This is a genomic window from Pseudomonas paraveronii, from assembly GCF_963681955.1.
In the GTDB taxonomy this organism is placed as follows: Bacteria; Pseudomonadota; Gammaproteobacteria; order Pseudomonadales; family Pseudomonadaceae; genus Aquipseudomonas; species Aquipseudomonas paraveronii.
In genome coordinates this window covers 2,417,749-2,434,092 of record NZ_OY817130.1, presented here as the reverse complement: position 1 = coordinate 2,434,092, position 16,344 = coordinate 2,417,749, and the positions used below count along the sequence as shown (strand labels likewise).

General features: G+C 63.0%; 13 protein-coding genes. 11 read left to right on the top strand and 2 right to left on the bottom strand.

The annotated features are described in order from the left end of the window. Positions 1 to 6: 6 nt before the first annotated feature. Entirely contained in the window at positions 7 to 1,524 is a 1,518-nt protein-coding gene (locus U5A08_RS11075; protein ID WP_321851526.1) for a trypsin-like serine peptidase, read from the bottom strand. Between the two features lie 240 nt (positions 1,525 to 1,764). Between U5A08_RS11075 and U5A08_RS11070 the strand changes: the two genes are divergently transcribed. Next, a complete protein-coding gene (locus U5A08_RS11070) occupies positions 1,765 to 4,164 on the top strand; it encodes a DUF3772 domain-containing protein (RefSeq protein WP_321851525.1) in 2,400 nt (799 codons plus the stop codon). A gap of 24 nt (positions 4,165 to 4,188) precedes the next feature. Here the strand turns inward: U5A08_RS11070 and U5A08_RS11065 are convergent, their stop codons facing one another. Then, positions 4,189 to 4,965: a DNA-binding transcriptional regulator gene (locus U5A08_RS11065; protein WP_321851524.1), complete on the bottom strand. Its 777-nt coding sequence runs from the start codon at positions 4,963 to 4,965 to the stop codon at positions 4,189 to 4,191. Positions 4,966 to 5,098: 133 nt separating this feature from the next. Between U5A08_RS11065 and U5A08_RS11060 the strand changes: the two genes are divergently transcribed. The 10 genes from U5A08_RS11060 (at position 5,099) to U5A08_RS11015 (ending at position 16,338) form a co-directional block, all read left to right on the top strand. Then, positions 5,099 to 6,757: a bifunctional 3-(3-hydroxy-phenyl)propionate/3-hydroxycinnamic acid hydroxylase gene (locus U5A08_RS11060; protein ID WP_321851522.1), complete on the top strand. Its 1,659-nt coding sequence runs from the start codon at positions 5,099 to 5,101 to the stop codon at positions 6,755 to 6,757. A gap of 1 nt (position 6,758) precedes the next feature. Further along, the gene (gene mhpB / locus U5A08_RS11055) at positions 6,759 to 7,712 is read left to right on the top strand and encodes a 3-carboxyethylcatechol 2,3-dioxygenase (protein WP_321851520.1); all 954 of its coding nucleotides are present in this window, start codon (positions 6,759 to 6,761) and stop codon (positions 7,710 to 7,712) included. Between the two features lie 17 nt (positions 7,713 to 7,729). After that, on the top strand, positions 7,730 to 8,593 hold the full coding sequence (locus U5A08_RS11050) for an alpha/beta fold hydrolase (protein WP_321851518.1): 864 nt from the start codon (positions 7,730 to 7,732) through the stop codon (positions 8,591 to 8,593). Between the two features lie 14 nt (positions 8,594 to 8,607). Beyond that, a complete protein-coding gene (gene mhpD, locus U5A08_RS11045; RefSeq protein WP_321851516.1) occupies positions 8,608 to 9,414 on the top strand; it encodes a 2-keto-4-pentenoate hydratase in 807 nt (268 codons plus the stop codon). Between the two features lie 32 nt (positions 9,415 to 9,446). Next, entirely contained in the window at positions 9,447 to 10,382 is a 936-nt protein-coding gene (locus U5A08_RS11040; RefSeq protein ID WP_321851514.1) for an acetaldehyde dehydrogenase (acetylating), read from the top strand. 10 nt (positions 10,383 to 10,392) lie between these two features. After that, positions 10,393 to 11,403, top strand: a complete 1,011-nt coding sequence (gene dmpG / locus U5A08_RS11035) for a 4-hydroxy-2-oxovalerate aldolase (RefSeq protein WP_321851513.1) — start codon at positions 10,393 to 10,395, stop codon at positions 11,401 to 11,403. Between the two features lie 84 nt (positions 11,404 to 11,487). Next, positions 11,488 to 12,693, top strand: coding sequence for a 3-(3-hydroxy-phenyl)propionate transporter MhpT (gene mhpT, locus U5A08_RS11030; protein WP_321851512.1), 1,206 nt, complete (start codon positions 11,488 to 11,490; stop codon positions 12,691 to 12,693). A gap of 75 nt (positions 12,694 to 12,768) precedes the next feature. Beyond that, the gene (locus tag U5A08_RS11025; RefSeq protein ID WP_321851510.1) at positions 12,769 to 14,040 is read left to right on the top strand and encodes an OprD family porin; all 1,272 of its coding nucleotides are present in this window, start codon (positions 12,769 to 12,771) and stop codon (positions 14,038 to 14,040) included. Positions 14,041 to 14,296: 256 nt separating this feature from the next. Continuing rightward, positions 14,297 to 15,358, top strand: a complete 1,062-nt coding sequence (locus U5A08_RS11020; protein ID WP_321851509.1) for a Rieske 2Fe-2S domain-containing protein — start codon at positions 14,297 to 14,299, stop codon at positions 15,356 to 15,358. Between the two features lie 29 nt (positions 15,359 to 15,387). Then, positions 15,388 to 16,338 carry a PDR/VanB family oxidoreductase gene (locus U5A08_RS11015; RefSeq protein ID WP_321851508.1) on the top strand — a complete coding sequence of 317 codons (951 nt, stop codon included), beginning with the start codon at positions 15,388 to 15,390 and terminating at the stop codon, positions 16,336 to 16,338. Positions 16,339 to 16,344 lie beyond the last annotated feature (6 nt).

Sequence of the window (16,344 nt, the reverse complement as noted above, 5' to 3'; positions counted from 1 at the left end):
CCGCTCTCATTGTGCAGCAGGTGCCGGCTGGCGCGTTTGGGTGGGCGGTAGGTAGGAGGATCGCTCGATGACATCCGTGCGTATGGCCGAAGGTTGCCCGGCCTGGTTACGCGCAAAACTGCACAGGGTGACGGGCAGTTGCGAGACCGGGTAGTTCGTACCGCCAGCGGCCAGGAGGTAGCGGACGTCGTCGGTGTCACGGCAGGTGGCTTCAGCCGAGGTGTCCACATAGAAGTAATGATGGCTGAAGGCGGTTTGCGGGTAGTCCCAGTTGACGCTGTAGTTCAGGCCGATGCGCGGGGCCGGCGCCGGGTCGGTCAAGAACACCGAATGGGTGAACGCATTGTGCAGCAAGGCCGGCGTCAACGCCTCGCCGGGGGTTTGGACGCCGATGATGCACAGCACATAAGCGCCCAGCGCCGGGCCGATGGCTTGGTTGATGTAACCCTCGGTTGACGCTGTCGCAGTTTGATAACCACTGGGAAACCTGCATTCATTGACGTTGCGCACGGCCTTGAAGCGATAGAACGGGTCCTGGATCGAGAACCGGATGTTCCACGTGGGCTGCACATTCTGCCCGAGTTCGCCCAGTTGCATATGGACATAGGGGTTCAGCTTCCAGGGCTCCTCAAGGAGGATATCAACGGCTTTGAGCTGACAATCCGTCGTATTGTTCAAGAATTGGCCCTCGACAAAACAACGGTGCAAGTCGTTGGCCGGATAGCTGTAGTTGAACTTGGCCGCTTCACACGCCGAGACGTTCTGGCAGTTGTTGAGGATGTCTTTTTTAATGACCGCCGCGACTTTGCTGACAATGCCAGTGACTTCGTTGGTATGCCGATCCAGCATCGGGCTGCCGGAACTGCCGTACTGCAGGTCATTGCAGCGGTTTTTCAGGGCGCCGGGAAACACCCCGGGATGCTCGACAAAGCTGTTGGTCGGCGTTTCCTTGCAGGCGCTCATGCGCAAGCCCTTCTGACGAAAGCCGCTCGGGGAACCGACATTGACGACCTCACGCTCCCCCGTACTTTGATGGGTGGCGAGCTTGAGCGGCATGATGCCGTCGGTGATCAGGTGGGCGAGTGACGTATCCAGCTCGAGCACCGCCAGATCAGTGCCAACCATACTGGTCCAATGCGCCGTTTTAATGCGAAACGTGCGCTGTTGCGCCGGCGTGTCGTGGAAATAATTGAACGTGATGCTCGCCTCGATGGCTTGGTTGATATGGGCCGTGCCGAAGCTGAAGTACACGCAATGCCCGCTGGTCAAGACATACGCCGGGCCGACGGCCTTGCCCTGGCGGTTGCGGGTATCCAGCAGCACCGCGGTGCAGGTTTGGCCGATAGCGTTTTTCAACAAACCGATACCGGACCACAACGCATAACGCTGGTCGCGATTCTGCAGCGCGATAGAGGCGCTGCCGTCGCTCAGGCCCTGGGCCAGGTCTCTGGCTTGGGCTTGGGTGTTGCCGACAAGGCAAGGCAACAGCAGTAACAAAAGGGGAAAGATACAGCGGGTCAGCATGATCGAGCGTCCGTATGGCAATAGGGGGAGTGCCGAACGTACTTGAGGCTTGGCGAACGGGTGACCTACATAGATAGGGGAAGACCGTGGCGGATGCCGACGTTATCCAAGAGTCTGCCATCTAGCACTTACGCGCGATTGCCAGGCAGGCTTCCGCAAAAAATTCGCACGAATGGCTTGCCTTCGCCTCATAGAGTGGTAACGCTTAGCCATTTTGCGCAACGGTCAAAGGGCAAACGCATGCACAGAGTCACCACGAGCCGTTTTTTCACCGGGCTGTTCGCCCTGCTGATGCTGTGCGCCACGTTGCCCGCCCTCGTGCAGGCTGCGCCCTCCCCAACCAGCGACCTGCGCAGTGTGCCGCTGCTGGCTGAAGACGCCAGTGTGCAAGACCTCAACGAGCAACTCGACCTGATCCGCCAGAAAGTCTCGGGCAGCGCCAATGACGACCTGCTCTCGACCTTGCGCCAGGCCGCCTTGCAGGTGCAAAAACAGGCCGACACCCTGGCCGCCAAACAAGCCATCGATCTTGAACACCTGGATGACCAGCTCAACGTGCTCGGCCCGCTACAGGCCGATGCGCCCCCGAGCCTCACCCAGCAACGCACCGCACTGACCCGGCAGAAGAACGCCCTGCTCGCCGAGCAGCGCCAGGCCAGCACCCTGAGCCAATCAGCCAGCGACCTCGCCGCGCAGATCTTCAGCCTGCGCCGCAGCCTCTTCGACTCACAGATCAGCACCCGCTCGGCGAGCCCGATCAGCGTGGTGTTCTGGTCCAACATCATCCGCCCGACCGACGACGACCTCAGCCGTTTACGCAGCCTGTACGTCGACGCACGCAGCGTGACGGACACCGCCGTGGCGCCGGGAAACCGCTGGTTTTTCGTGAGCATGCTGTTAAGTGCGCTGCTGATCTGGGTGGCGGGACGACGGGTGTTGGAGCACGCGCTGGTGCGGCTGACGGTGCGTTGGCTGCCCGAAGGCCGCCTGCGACGCAGCGCGCTGGCGCTGGCGGTGGGGTTGGCCAGCGTGCTGACCATCAGCGTGGCGGCCTCACTGCTGCGCTGGGGCCTGACACGCGACACCGTGCCCAGCGCCGACATGCTCACGTTGCTCGATCAATTGCAGACCCTGGTGGTGTTCTGCGCCTTCATTGTCGGCCTCGGCCGCGCCCTGTTGATGCGTGCGCATCCGTCCTGGCGCCTGCCCCAGATCCCCGACCAGATCGCTGTCGCCCTGGGCCCGTTCCCTGTGCTGTTGGGGCTGGCCCTGATGGTGATCGGCACCCAGGAACGCATCAACAGCGTCATCGACAGTAGCCTGGCACTGACTGTGGCGGTAAACGGCCTGACCGCGCTGGCCGTCGCGCTGGTGTTCTTCTTTGCCCTGCTGCGTTACCACCGCACCCGCCGCCGCTACACGCTTGAGCGCATGAGCGGCGTCGCCGGGCTGATTCCGTTTGTCGTCGGGGCCTGGATCGGGATCAGCCTGCTGGCGCTATTGGGCGGCTACCTGACCCTGGCTTACTTCCTCACCGTCAAACTGCTGTGGATGAGCGTGGTCGCGGCGACGGCTTATCTGCTGATCGCCTGCTTCGGCGATTTCTGTGAGACCCTGCTCTCGCCGAAACAACCTGGCGGCCTGGCGCTCGGTTCGGCCCTGGGCCTGTCCGAGCGCCACCAGGCACAGGCCAGCACGCTACTCGCGGGCGTGGGCCGCACCCTGCTGATGTTCACCGCGGTCCTGTTGGCGTTCCTGCCCTCCGGCTCCAGCCCGGGCGAGCTGCTGGCGGGCCTGACGCAACTCGACCTGGGCAGCAAGCCGCTGGGCAACCTGACCATCGCCCCCGGCGATATTCTGCTGGCCCTTGCCCTGCTCGTGATCGGTCTGTTCGGCGTGCGCGTGCTCAAAGACTGGCTCGGCGAACGGCTGCTGCCGGAAACCAACATGGACGCCGGCATGCGCGCCTCGCTGGTGACCCTGGTGGGTTACATCGGCTTCGTGCTGGTCGCAGTGGTGGTGATGTCCACGCTGAATATCAGCCTGACCAACTTGACCTGGGTGGTCAGCGCCCTGTCGGTGGGCATCGGTTTCGGCCTGCAGGCGATCGTGCAGAACTTCATCTCGGGCCTGATCCTGCTCACCGAACGCCCGGTCAAGGTCGGGGATTGGGTCAGCCTCGCGGGTGTCGAAGGCGATATCCGCCGCATCAACGTGCGCGCCACGGAAATCCAGATGTCCGACCGTTCAACGGTGATCGTGCCCAACTCGCAGTTCATCACCCAGAACGTGCGCAACGTGACCATGGGCAATGCGCTGGGCGTCGTCGGCATTACGCTGACCCTGCCGCTGGAAACGGACGTGCTGCAGATCCGCGATCTGCTGTTGAGCGCGTTCACCGAACACGAAGCCGTGCTGGATACACCGGCGCCTTCGGTGACATTCAAGGACCTGACCGCCAACGGATTGGTCATCGCCGTCAGCGGTTACGTCAACAGCCCGCGCTCGGTGGGGACAGCCCGCAGCGACCTGCTGTTCACCGTCCTCGGGCGCCTGCGCGAACTTGGCGTGGCGCTGTCTTCGCCGCAGAGTATGGTGCTGATCAATGAGGCGGCGGAAAAAGCGCCGCCGGCAGATTAGAGTCCCCAACGCCAAGCACCACCCCTACGCCAACTGAGCCCTGATTTTCTCCACCACACCCTGCATCGCCGGCAGATAACGGCGGGCGGCTTCGTCAACCGACATCGCTTTGGCGATGTAAACCAGATTCAGGCAGCCCATCACCCGCTCCTCGTGCATGACCGGAATCGCAATCGCGGCGATCTTGCGCTCAAGGCCCCAATGGGAGTTATTTTCGCCGTAGCCCTTGCCGAGGGTGTGCTCCACCAGCCGATCGACAAAGCCGCGATCCGCCGCCAGCGCCGACTGTTCATCTTCGCGGCTGATCAACAACTCGATCAGCTCTTCGCGCTCGGCCGGCGGGCAGAACGCAAAGTACGCGCGCCCCGTGGCGGTCATGAGCAAGGGTAAACGCCGACCGACCATGGAGCGGTGAAACGACAGGCGGCTGAAGCGATGCGTGGTCTCGCGTATCACCATGGCATCGCCGTCCAGCGTACACAGGTCGGTGGGCCAGACCACTTGTTGCAGCAGCTCGCCGAGCAGCGGCGCAGCAATCGAAGAAATCCATTGCTCGTCGCGAAACCCCTCGCTCAATTCGCGGACTTTCAACGTCAGGCGATAGCTGTCATCCGACTCGCTGCGGCGCACGTAACCCTCGGCTTGCAAGGTCTCCAGCAATCGACGAACCGTGGTCCGATGTAGCCCGCTTTGCTCGGCCAACTGCGCCGTACTGGCCCCGCCATCAAAACGATTCAAGCCATTGATCAGGGCCAAACCACGCATCAGCCCACGAACGCTCTTGTATTCTGTTTCGCTCATGGACGCTCCATTCTCTTTTAAAATCAATGCTGTGCACCTAGTGCACCCTAGCAGGGGTTTTCGTTGTCCACCAGCCTCGTGATTTCCATACTGCGCCCCACAAGAAATCCAAAAACGCTGTACGGAGATACCCATGAGTCTTGCACCCGCTCCTTCCACATTGGAGCTGACCGCCGACGTTGCCATCGTCGGCGCCGGCCCTGTCGGCTTGATGATCGCCAATTACCTGGGGCAACGTGGCGTAAACGTCACCTTGGTGGAAAAGCTCGACACCCTGATCGACTACCCCCGCGCCATCGGCCTGGACGATGAAAGCCTGCGCACGTTCCAGGCCGTCGGTCTGGCGGACAAGGTGCTGCCGCATACCACGCCCTGGCACGCCATGCGTTTCCTGACCCCCAAGGGTCGCTGCTTTGCCGATATCCAACCGAAAACCGACGAGTTCGGCTGGTCCCGTCGCAACGCGTTCATTCAACCTTTGGCCGACCGCGTGCTGTTCGACGGCCTGCAGCGCTTCAGCAACGTCAAGGTGCTGTTCAGTCGCGAGCTAGACAGCTTTGAACAAAGCGACAGCGCGGTGGTGCTCAACCTCAAGGATCAGCATGGCCGCAGCGAACGCCTGAATGCCCGTTACCTGATCGGTTGCGACGGTGGCAACAGCCTGGTGCGACGCAGCCTGGACATCAGTTTCGAGGGCAAGACCGCGCCCAATCAATGGATCGTGGTCGACATCGCCAACGACCCGCTGGCCACGCCCCATGTCTACCTGTGCTGCGACCCGGTGCGGCCTTACGTGTCCGCCGCCCTGCCCCATGGCGTGCGTCGTTTCGAGTTCATGGTGATGCCCGGCGAAACCGAGACCGAGCTGAGCAAGCCCGAGAACCTGCGCAAGCTGCTGAGTAAAGTATTGCCGAATCCGGACCGCATCGAGCTGATCCGCAGCCGCGTCTATACCCATAACGCGCGTCTGGCCGGGCGGTTCCGTCAGGGCCGGGTACTGCTGGCCGGCGATGCCGCGCACATCATGCCGGTATGGCAAGGCCAGGGGTACAACAGCGGCATGCGCGATGCCTCGAACCTGGCGTGGAAACTCGCGCTGGTGATCAAGGGCCTGGCCGCCGATAACCTGCTCGACAGCTACGAAGAGGAACGCCGCGACCACGCCAAGGCGATGATCAATCTCTCCGTGCTCGCCGGCCACGTGTTGGCCCCGCCGAAACGCTGGCAAGGCACCCTGCGCGATGGGGTGTCGTGGCTGCTCAACTACCTGCCGCCGGTCAAGCGCTACTTCGTCGAAATGCGCTTCAAACCGATGCCGCAATACACCCGCGGCGCGTTGATCGTGCCGAATGAAAAGGACTCGCCGGTCGGCAAGATGTTCATTCAGCCCAAGGTCTTGACGGACGCCGGCACCACGGTGCTGCTGGATGAAGTGATTGGCGACAACTTTGCGATCATTGCCTGGGGCTGCGATCCGACCTGGGGCCTGTCGGCCACGCAAATCGCGCAATGGAAAGCCCTGGGCACGCGCTTCATCCAAGTGTTGCCGGACGTGCAGCTCAGAGTCCCGAGCGATGCCAGCCACGACGTGATCCGCGTGGGTGACAGCAGCGGTCGGTTGAAAGAATGGTTCGCCCTCGGCACGTCGTCCATCGCCCTGGTGCGTCCGGACCGCTTCCTCGCCGGGCTGGCCATCCCGCAAACCGTTGGCCAGGCCTGCGATGAATTGGCCCGGGCGCTCAAAGCCCTGCCACACACCTCGGCGAACGCTGTTGTCAGCAAGGTCGCGTGACATGAGCGCCTTTGTGCATTGTTTGTCTCATACGCCGTTGGTGGGCTACGTCGATCCGGCGCCGCATGTGTTGGCCGAAGTCGATGGCGTGATCAACGCCGCTCGCGAGCGTATCGCGCGCTTCGACCCGCAGTTGGTGGTGCTGTTCGCTCCCGACCATTACAACGGGTTTTTCTACGACGTGATGCCGGCCTTTTGCATCGGCATGGCGGCCGACGCGATTGGTGATTTCGACACCGCCGCCGGCCCGCTGGACGTGCCCAAAGCGCTGGCCGAATCCTGCGCCCAGGCGGTGTTGGATGCCGGTGTCGATGCCGCTGTGTCGTATCGCATGCAGGTCGACCATGGGTTCGCGCAACCGTTGGAACTGTTGCTCGGCGGCTTGCAGCGCTGCCCGGTGATTCCGGTGTTTATCAACTCGGTGGCCGTACCGCTGCCGAGTTTCAAACGCGCCCGACTGTTGGGTGAAGCGATCGGCCAATGGGCCAAAGCGCTGGATAAACGCGTGCTGTTCCTGGCCTCCGGCGGTTTGTCCCATCAACCGCCGGTACCGGAACTGGCCAAGGTCGATGCGCGCATGGCTGACCGTCTGATGGGCAGCGGGCGCCAGCTCCCCGCCGATGAACGACAGGCCCGCCAGAACCGGGTGATTCAAGCCGCGCGAGACTTCGTCGAAGACCCGCACAGCCTGCACCCGCTGAACCCGGCCTGGGATCAGCAGTTTCTCGACAGCCTCGAACAGGGCCGCATGCGCGACCTCGACAGCTTGAGCAATGACGCGTTGTCGGCGCTGGCCGGCAAGTCGACCCACGAGGTGAAAACCTGGGTCGCCGCCTTCGCTGCCCTGAGTGCCTTCGGCCCGTATCAGACCGAAGGCCGCTACTACCGCCCGATTCCCGAGTGGATCGCAGGTTTCGGTGCGCTTGGCGCACAGCCGCTGACCCCTCATCCATGAATTCAAGGAACACTGCCATGACCGCCACTGCTTTCAGTGAAGCCTCCACCAGCCGCTTTGCCCGTATCAAGGAAGGCGACCTGGACCTGCAACTGCACTACAACGACCTTGGCGAAGGTGCCGAAACCGTGGTCATGCTGCACGGCTCCGGGCCGGGCGCGAGCGGCTGGGCCAACTTCAATCGCAATATCGAACCGCTGGTGAATGCCGGTTTTCGCGTGATCCTGATGGATTGCCCGGGCTGGAGCAAAAGCGACACGATCGTCAGCCAAGGCTCGCGCTCGAACCTCAATGCCCAAGCGCTCAAGGGCCTGCTCGATGTGCTAGGGCTGGACCGCGTCCACATCATCGGCAATTCGATGGGTGCCCACAGCACCGTCGCCTTCGCCCTGGAATACCCCGAGCGGATCGGCAAACTGATCCTGATGGGCGGCGGCACCGGCGGCCCGAGTGCCTTCGTGCCGCAGCCCACCGAAGGCATCAAACTGATCGGCGCGCTGTACCGCGACCCGACCATCGAAAACCTGAAGAAGATGATGAACGTCTTCGTTTTCGACGCCAGCGGCCTCACCGACGAACTGTTCCAGACCCGCCTGGACAACCTCCTGTCGCGCCGCGATCACCTGGAAAACTTCGTCAAGAGCAGCACGCTCAACCCCAAGCAATTTCCGGATTTCAGCCACCGCCTGCACGAAATCAACGCCGACACCCTGCTCGTCTGGGGCCGCGAGGACCGCTTCGTGCCGATGGACACCGGCTTGCGCCTGCTGGCCGGCCTGCCCAGGGCGCAATTGCACGTGTTCAACCGTTGCGGCCACTGGGCGCAGTGGGAACACGCCGAGAAGTTCAACCGCATGGTCCTGGACTTCCTGACCCACTGATCATCGAGGCTGACATGACACTGACTCAAGACACCCTGCAACAACTCGCCGCCGACCTGCGCCAGGCCGAAGCCCATGGCGAAGCCATCGGGCCGCTGCGCGAGCGGATCGGTGAAGACAATGCCGCCGCCGCGTATGCCATCCAGCGCCTCAACGTCGACCACGGCGTGGCCAACGGGCGCCGCGTGGTCGGCCGCAAGATCGGCCTGACCAACCCCAAAGTCCAGGCCCAGTTGGGCGTGGACCAGCCGGACTTCGGCACCCTGTTTGCCGACATGTGCTACGGCGACAACGCCACCGTGCCAACCGGCCGCGTACTGCAACCGAAGATCGAGGCTGAAATCGCCCTGATCCTCGAACGCGACCTGCCCCGCGCCGACAGCACATTCGCCGACGTGATGGCGGCCACCGGCTGGGTCGTCCCGGCACTGGAAATCGTCGGCAGTCGCATCCAGGGCTGGAACATCCGCTTCGTCGATACCGTGGCTGACAACGCGTCCAGCGGCTGCTTTGTACTCGGTGGCCCGGCTCGACGGCTCGATGGCCTCGACCTGCGCCAGGCCAGCATGCGGATGACCCGCAACGCTGAAGAAGTGTCCAGCGGCAGTGGCGCCGAATGCCTCGGTCATCCGCTCAACGCGGCCGTCTGGCTGGCCTGCGCCATGGCGCGCCTGGGCGATCCGCTGCGGGCCGGCGACATCATTCTCACCGGCGCGCTGGGGCCGATGGTGGCGGTCGCCGCCGGTGATCGGTTCGAGGCCGAGATCGAGGGCATCGGCCGGGTTGGTGTGAACTTCTCGGTAGACAGTCGCGCCGAGTGATCGGCGACTTGCGTGCATATGAGGCAATAACAATGAATAAACTCAAAGTCGCCATCGTCGGCTCCGGCAACATCGGCACCGACCTGATGATCAAGATCCTGCGCAACGCCAAACACCTGGAAATGGCGGTCATGGTCGGCATCGACCCGGCCTCCGACGGCCTCGCCCGCGCCCAGCGCATGGGCGTGGCCACCACCCACGAAGGCGTCGAAGGCCTGACCCGCATGGACGTGTTCCAGCACATCGACTTCGTCTTCGATGCCACCTCGGCCGGTGCGCATGTGCAGAACGATGCGTTCCTGCGCTCGATCAAACCCGGCATCCGCCTGATCGACCTGACGCCCGCGGCCATCGGCCCGTACTGCGTGCCGGTGGTCAACCTGGAACAGAACCTCGATCAGCTCAACGTCAACATGGTCACCTGCGGCGGCCAGGCGACTATCCCGATGGTCGCCGCAGTGTCGCGCGTGGCCAAGGTGCATTACGCCGAAATCGTCGCCTCGATCGCCAGCAAATCCGCCGGCCCCGGCACCCGCGCCAATATCGACGAATTCACCGAAACCACCTCCAAGGCCATCGAAGTCATCGGTGGCGCGGCCAAGGGTAAGGCGATCATCGTGATGAACCCGGCCGAGCCGCCGTTGATCATGCGCGACACGGTGTTCGTGCTGTCCGAAGCGGCGGATCAGGCGTTGGTCGAAGCGTCCATCGTCGAGATGGCGGCGGCCGTGCAGGCCTATGTGCCGGGCTATCGCCTCAAGCAAAACGTGCAGTTCGATGTGATCCCGGCAGACGCGCCGTTGAACATTCCCGGCCTGGGTAAATTCTCCGGCCTGAAGACCTCGGTGTTCCTCGAAGTCGAAGGCGCCGCCCATTACCTGCCGGCCTACGCTGGCAACCTCGACATCATGACCTCCGCTGCCTTGGCTACCGCCGAGCGCATGGCGCAGTCGATGCAACAGGCCTGAGGAGAGCGACATGAACGGTAAGAAAATCTACATCTCCGACGTGACCCTGCGCGACGGCAACCATGCGGTGCGCCATCAGTACTCGCTGCAGAACGTGCAGGACATCGCCCGTGCGCTGGACAAGGCCAAGGTCGACTCGATCGAAGTCGCCCACGGCGACGGCCTGCAAGGTTCGAGCTTCAACTACGGCTTCGCCGCGCACACCGATCTGGAATGGATCGAAGCCGCCGCCGACGTGATCAGCCACGCCAAGATCACCACGCTGTTGCTGCCCGGCATCGGCACGGTGCATGACCTCAAGGCGGCCTACAACGCCGGAGCCCGCGTGGTGCGCATCGCCACCCATTGCACCGAGGCCGACGTGTCGAAACAGCACATCGAATACGCGCGCGAACTGGGCATGGACACCGTCGGTTTCCTGATGATGAGCCACATGATCCCCGCCGAGCAGCTCGCCGCCCAAGCCAAGCTGATGGAAAGCTACGGCGCGACCTGCGTGTACATGGCCGACTCCGGTGGCGCGATGAACATGCAGGACATCCGCGATCGCTTCCGTGCGTTCAAGGCCGTGCTCAAACCGGACACCGAAACCGGCATGCACGCCCACCACAACCTCTCGCTCGGCGTGGCCAACTCGATCACGGCGGTCGAGGAAGGCTGCGACCGCATCGACGCCAGCCTCGCCGGCATGGGCGCCGGGGCCGGCAACGCGCCGCTGGAAGTGTTCATCGCCGCCGCCGAACGCCTGGGCTGGAACCACGGCACCGACCTCTACACCTTGATGGACGCGGCGGATGACATCGTGCGGCCGTTGCAGGACCGGCCGGTGCGGGTCGACCGCGAATCGCTGGCGCTGGGGTATGCCGGGGTCTATTCGAGCTTCCTGCGCCATGCCGAAATCGCCGCGGCCAAGTACGGTTTGAAGACCGTGGACATCCTCGTCGAGCTGGGCAAACGGCGCATGGTCGGCGGCCAGGAAGACATGATCGTCGACGTCGCGCTGGACCTGCTCAAACGCTGAACCGTGCATCCCCCCGTCCGGTCGCCCACGCAGCGGCCGGACGGTTTTGCTGTGCCCATTACAACAATAAAACGGGTATTTCCCATGACATCGCTAAACGTGCTGACACCGTTGTACATGGCGCGGACCATCGGTCTGTGCTTCCTCGTCGCCCTGATGGAAGGCCTCGACCTGCAAGCCTCGGGCATCGCCGCCCAAGGCATGGCGGCCGCGTTCCAACTGGACAAACTACACATGGGCTGGGTCTTCAGCGCCGGCATTTTCGGCCTGCTGCCCGGAGCGTTTCTCGGCGGTTTGCTGGCTGATCGGATCGGCCGCAAACGGGTGTTGATGGCCTCGGTGGCCCTATTCGGATTGTTCTCGCTGGTCACGACCATGGCCTGGGACTTCAACAGCCTGCTGGTTGCGCGCTGCCTCACGGGCGTCGGCCTGGGCGCGGCACTGCCTAACCTGATCGCGCTGACCAGTGAAGTGGCTGGCCCCCGCCTACGTGGCAGCGCCGTGAGCCTGATGTATTGCGGCGTGCCCCTGGGCGCGGCGCTGGCGGCCAGCATTGGCATTGCGCAACTGGCCGGTGGCTGGCAAGTGGTGTTCTACGTCGGCGGTATCGTGCCGTTGCTGATCGTGCCGCTGCTGGGGGTTTATCTGCCGGAGTCCGCGGCGTTTCGCAGCGTGCGCGACGCCGCGCCGATCAGTGTGGTCAGCGGCCTGTTCCGCGGGGGCGCGGCATGGCCGACCGTGATGATCTGGGTCAGCTACTTCTTTACGCTCATGGTGGTTTACATCCTGATCAACTGGCTGCCAAGCCTGTTGGTCGGCCAGGGCTTCAGCGGTTCTCAGGCAAGCTGGGTGATGCTCGCGCTGCAATTTGGCGCGGCGGCAGGCACGTTGTTGCTGGGCTGGGTCATGGATCGTCTGCCCGCCTGGGCGTTGTCGGCGCTGATTTACCTCGGCATTCTCGCCTCACTGACCGCGCTGGGCATGGCCACCCAATGGCACAGCATGCTGGCGGCCGGCTTCGTCGCCGGTTTCTTCGCCACGGGCGGGCAATGCGTGCTGTATGCGTTGGCCCCGCATTTCTATCGTCCGTCAATTCGCGCCACGGGCGTCGGCAGCGCCGTCGCCATTGGCCGGTTGGGTGCGATGAGCGGCCCGTTGGTGGCCGGCAAGATGCTCGCACTGGGCACGGGCACCGCCGGCGTGATGATGGCCTCGGCACCCGGCATTGTGATTGCGGCGCTGGCGATGTTTTACCTGTCGGTACGCCGCAACCGCTCACCGGCTGACTGACCGCCAATTCGCACTCCACTTCCGCGCCACGATGGCGCGGGGGTTACTCCAACAACAATAAAAGTGAACACTGCCATGCTCAGGAATTTCTCTCGGGGCGTCAGCGCCTGCACCTGCGTTTTTTCCGTAAGCCAGGCGTGCGCCGCCGGTTTTGTCGACGACAGCCAGGCCGATCTGGCGATACGCAACTATTACTTCGATCGCAATTACGTGAACGCCACGCCGCAGGCGGCTGCCCGCGAGTGGGCGCAGGGCTTCATTCTCAACGTGCGCTCGGGTTATACCGAAGGGCCTGTCGGCTTCGGCCTGGACGCCCAGGGTTTGCTGGGGGTCCGTCTGGACTCCTCGCCCGCGCGCACGGGGACCGGCCTGCTACCGTACAACCCCCAGACCCGTGAGCCGGCCAGCGAATATTCGGAGCTGGGCCTGACCGCCAAAGCCCGGGCCTCCAAGAGCGAGTTGCAACTGGGTACCATCAGTACGTTTTTGCCAATCGCCTTCGCCAGCCCCACCCGTCTGCTACCGCAGACTTTTCGCGGCGCGTACCTCAAGTCCCAGGAAATCGACAACCTGACCCTGCACGTCGGTTGGCTCGATCGCATCAACCTGCGCGACTCCACCCACTACCAGAAAATGTCGGTGGCCTCGCCCAACGGCCGCTTCAACGGCGCCGCCGAATCCGACCGTTTTACCTTCCTCGGCGGCGACTATGCCTGGTCGCCGCAACTGACGTTGAAGTACTACCACGCCGAACTGGCTGACCTTTACCGCAAGGATTTCTACGGTTTCGTCGACAATCGCCCGATAGGCCCCGGCAGCCTGAAAAGCGACGTTCGCCTGTTCGTCACCGGCGAGAACGGCGCCGCCAAGGCCGGCCCGGTGGACAATCGCAACGCCGCCCTGATGCTGACGTACAGCCTGGGCGCGCACAAATTCGGCGCCGGCTACATGCAACTGACCGGCAAGACCGCCATGCCTTACCTGTTCGGCACCGAGCCCTTGGTCATCACCGAAGGCACGCTGAGCTCGGAGTTCCTCAACCCCAAGGAACGCAGTTGGCAGGTGCGCTACGACTACAACTTTGTCGCGCTGGGCTTGCCCGGGCTCAATGGCATGCTGCGCTACGTCAGCGGCGACAACATTGAGCTACCCAAGCTGGGCGGCAGCAACCTGAAGGAAAGCGAAAAAGACATCGAACTGAACTATGTGCTTCAGGGCACGCCCCTTAAAGGCCTGACCCTGCGTGTGCGCAACGCCTGGTACCGCAATGACTTCATCGCCCAGGCCAGTCATCGGGATGACAATGAGCTACGGGTGAATGTCGATTACACCTGGAAGCTCTGGTGAGTGAATGCCCAGTGATCCACCTGGGCTAGATCGCTCAAATGTGGCCATCGGATAGGCCTTCTGGAGCAACAAAAACCCGGCCTCGGGCCGGGTTACCCATCCCGCAAAGACGCGAGCAATGGATCCACAAACAAAAAGATGATCGATAATCGCCCAAATAAATCTCGCTAAAACCACACTGCATGTTGACTCAAAGTGAATCGCTTCATTTAATGGATCCATTAAATAAGAACAATCACTCGCCTGGAGAGTCACCATGTACCCCAAGAACACGTGGTATGTCGCCTGCACCCCCGATGAAATCGCACAGAAGCCGCTGGGTCGGCAGATCTGCGGTGAAAAAATGGTGTTTTATCGCGGGCTGGAAGGCGCCGTCGTGGCTGTCGAGGACTTCTGTCCGCATCGCGGCGCGCCGCTCTCGTTGGGCTATGTGGAGAACGGCAAGCTGGTCTGCGGCTACCATGGCCTGGTCATGGGGGACGATGGCAAGACCGTCGAAATGCCTGGGCAGCGGGTGCGCGGGTTTCCCTGCAACAAGACCTTCGCCGCGGTGGAACGCTACGGTTTCATCTGGGTGTGGCCCGGCGATCAGGCCCTGGCCGACCCGGCGCTGATCCACCACTTGGAATGGGCCGAGAGTGACCAGTGGGCCTATGGCGGCGGCCTGTTTGAGATCCAGTGCGACTACCGCCTGATGATCGACAATCTGATGGACCTGACCCACGAAACCTACGTCCACGCCTCCAGCATCGGCCAGAAGGAAATCGACGAAGCGCCCCCCGTGACCACGGTCGAAGGCGATGAAGTCGTCACCGCCCGACACATGGAAAACATCATGGCCCCGCCGTTCTGGCGCATGGCCCTGCGTGGCAATAACCTCGCCGATGACGTGCCGGTGGACCGCTGGCAGATCTGCCGCTTCACCCCGCCCAGCCACGTGCTGATCGAAGTCGGCGTGGCCCACGCCGGCAAGGGCGGCTACCACGCCGCGCCCGAGCACAAGGCCGCGAGCATCGTGGTGGACTTCATCACCCCGCAAACCGAAACGTCGATCTGGTACTTCTGGGGCATGGCGCGCAGCTTCAATCCTCAGGACCCGGCACTGACCGCGAGCATTCGCGAAGGCCAGGGCAAGATTTTCAGCGAAGACCTGGAGATGCTTGAACGCCAGCAACAGAACCTGCTGGCCCACCCGACGCGCACTCTGCTCAAGCTCAATATCGATGCCGGCGGCGTGCAGTCGCGCAAGGTCCTCGAACGGCTGATCGCCAAGGAACGCGCCCTCGCAGCGCAACTGATCACCACCACCAGCGCCTGAACGGCGCGATAACTCTACGAGGACTGAACATGATCGATGTGGTGGTGGTATCGCGCAACAACGAAGCCCAGGACATTTGCAGCTTTGAATTGGCCAGCGTCGATGGCCAAGCGCTGCCGGCCTTCAGCGCCGGCGCACATATCGACGTGCATCTGCCGGACGGGCTGATCCGCCAATATTCCCTGTGCAATCACCCTGAAGAACAGCATCGCTACCTGATCGGGGTGCTCAAGGATCCAGCCTCTCGGGGTGGCTCCCGCTGCCTGCACGAACACATACACCCGGGCGCCCGCCTGCAGATCAGCGCACCGCGCAACCTGTTCCCGCTGGCGCACGAAGCCCGACGCAGCCTGCTGTTCGCCGGCGGCATCGGCATCACCCCGATCCTGTGCATGGCCGAGCGCCTGGCCCATATCGGCGCCGACTTCGAACTGCATTATTGTGCCCGCGCCAGTGAACGCGCAGCCTTTGTGCAACGCCTCAAGAACGCATCGTTCGCCGAACGCGTGTTCCTGCATTTCGACGAGCAGCCCCATACGGCAATGAACACCGCCCAGGTACTGGCGGCGCCCGACGCCAACGTCCACCTGTATGTCTGCGGCCCCGGCGGCTTCATGCAGCATGTGCTCGACAGCGCTCGGGCCCAGGGCTGGCAGGAGGCATGCCTGCATCGCGAATACTTCGCGGCGGCGCCGGTGGACAGTAGCCTCGACGGGAGTTTTTCGGTGAAGCTTGCCAGCAGCGGCCAGGTTTTCGACGTACCCGCCGACCGGAGCGTGGTCCAGGTCCTGGAAAGCCACGGCATCGAGATTGCCGTGTCGTGCGAACAAGGGATTTGCGGAACCTGCCTGACCCGCGTGCTCGAAGGCATCCCGGAGCACCGCGACCTGTTCCTCACCGAGCAGGAACAAGCGCTGAACGACCAGTTCACCCCCTGCTGCTCGCGCGCGAAAACCGCGCTGCTGGTGCTCGATCTCTGAAAGGCG

What these genes read in the sequence shown, in the direction of transcription:
- U5A08_RS11025 (WP_321851510.1), top strand. Translation starts at nt 12,769, where the DNA reads ATGCTCAGGAATTTCTCTCGGGGCGTCAGCGCCTGCACCTGCGTTTTT.
- U5A08_RS11015 (WP_321851508.1), top strand. Translation starts at nt 15,388, where the DNA reads ATGATCGATGTGGTGGTGGTATCGCGCAACAACGAAGCCCAGGACATT.
- U5A08_RS11065 (WP_321851524.1), bottom strand. Translation starts at nt 4,965, where the DNA reads ATGAGCGAAACAGAATACAAGAGCGTTCGTGGGCTGATGCGTGGTTTG.
- dmpG (WP_321851513.1), top strand. Translation starts at nt 10,393, where the DNA reads ATGAACGGTAAGAAAATCTACATCTCCGACGTGACCCTGCGCGACGGC.
- U5A08_RS11040 (WP_321851514.1), top strand. Translation starts at nt 9,447, where the DNA reads ATGAATAAACTCAAAGTCGCCATCGTCGGCTCCGGCAACATCGGCACC.
- mhpT (WP_321851512.1), top strand. Translation starts at nt 11,488, where the DNA reads ATGACATCGCTAAACGTGCTGACACCGTTGTACATGGCGCGGACCATC.
- mhpD (WP_321851516.1), top strand. Translation starts at nt 8,608, where the DNA reads ATGACACTGACTCAAGACACCCTGCAACAACTCGCCGCCGACCTGCGC.
- U5A08_RS11020 (WP_321851509.1), top strand. Translation starts at nt 14,297, where the DNA reads ATGTACCCCAAGAACACGTGGTATGTCGCCTGCACCCCCGATGAAATC.
- U5A08_RS11075 (WP_321851526.1), bottom strand. Translation starts at nt 1,524, where the DNA reads ATGCTGACCCGCTGTATCTTTCCCCTTTTGTTACTGCTGTTGCCTTGC.
- U5A08_RS11050 (WP_321851518.1), top strand. Translation starts at nt 7,730, where the DNA reads ATGACCGCCACTGCTTTCAGTGAAGCCTCCACCAGCCGCTTTGCCCGT.
- mhpB (WP_321851520.1), top strand. Translation starts at nt 6,759, where the DNA reads ATGAGCGCCTTTGTGCATTGTTTGTCTCATACGCCGTTGGTGGGCTAC.
- U5A08_RS11060 (WP_321851522.1), top strand. Translation starts at nt 5,099, where the DNA reads ATGAGTCTTGCACCCGCTCCTTCCACATTGGAGCTGACCGCCGACGTT.
- U5A08_RS11070 (WP_321851525.1), top strand. Translation starts at nt 1,765, where the DNA reads ATGCACAGAGTCACCACGAGCCGTTTTTTCACCGGGCTGTTCGCCCTG.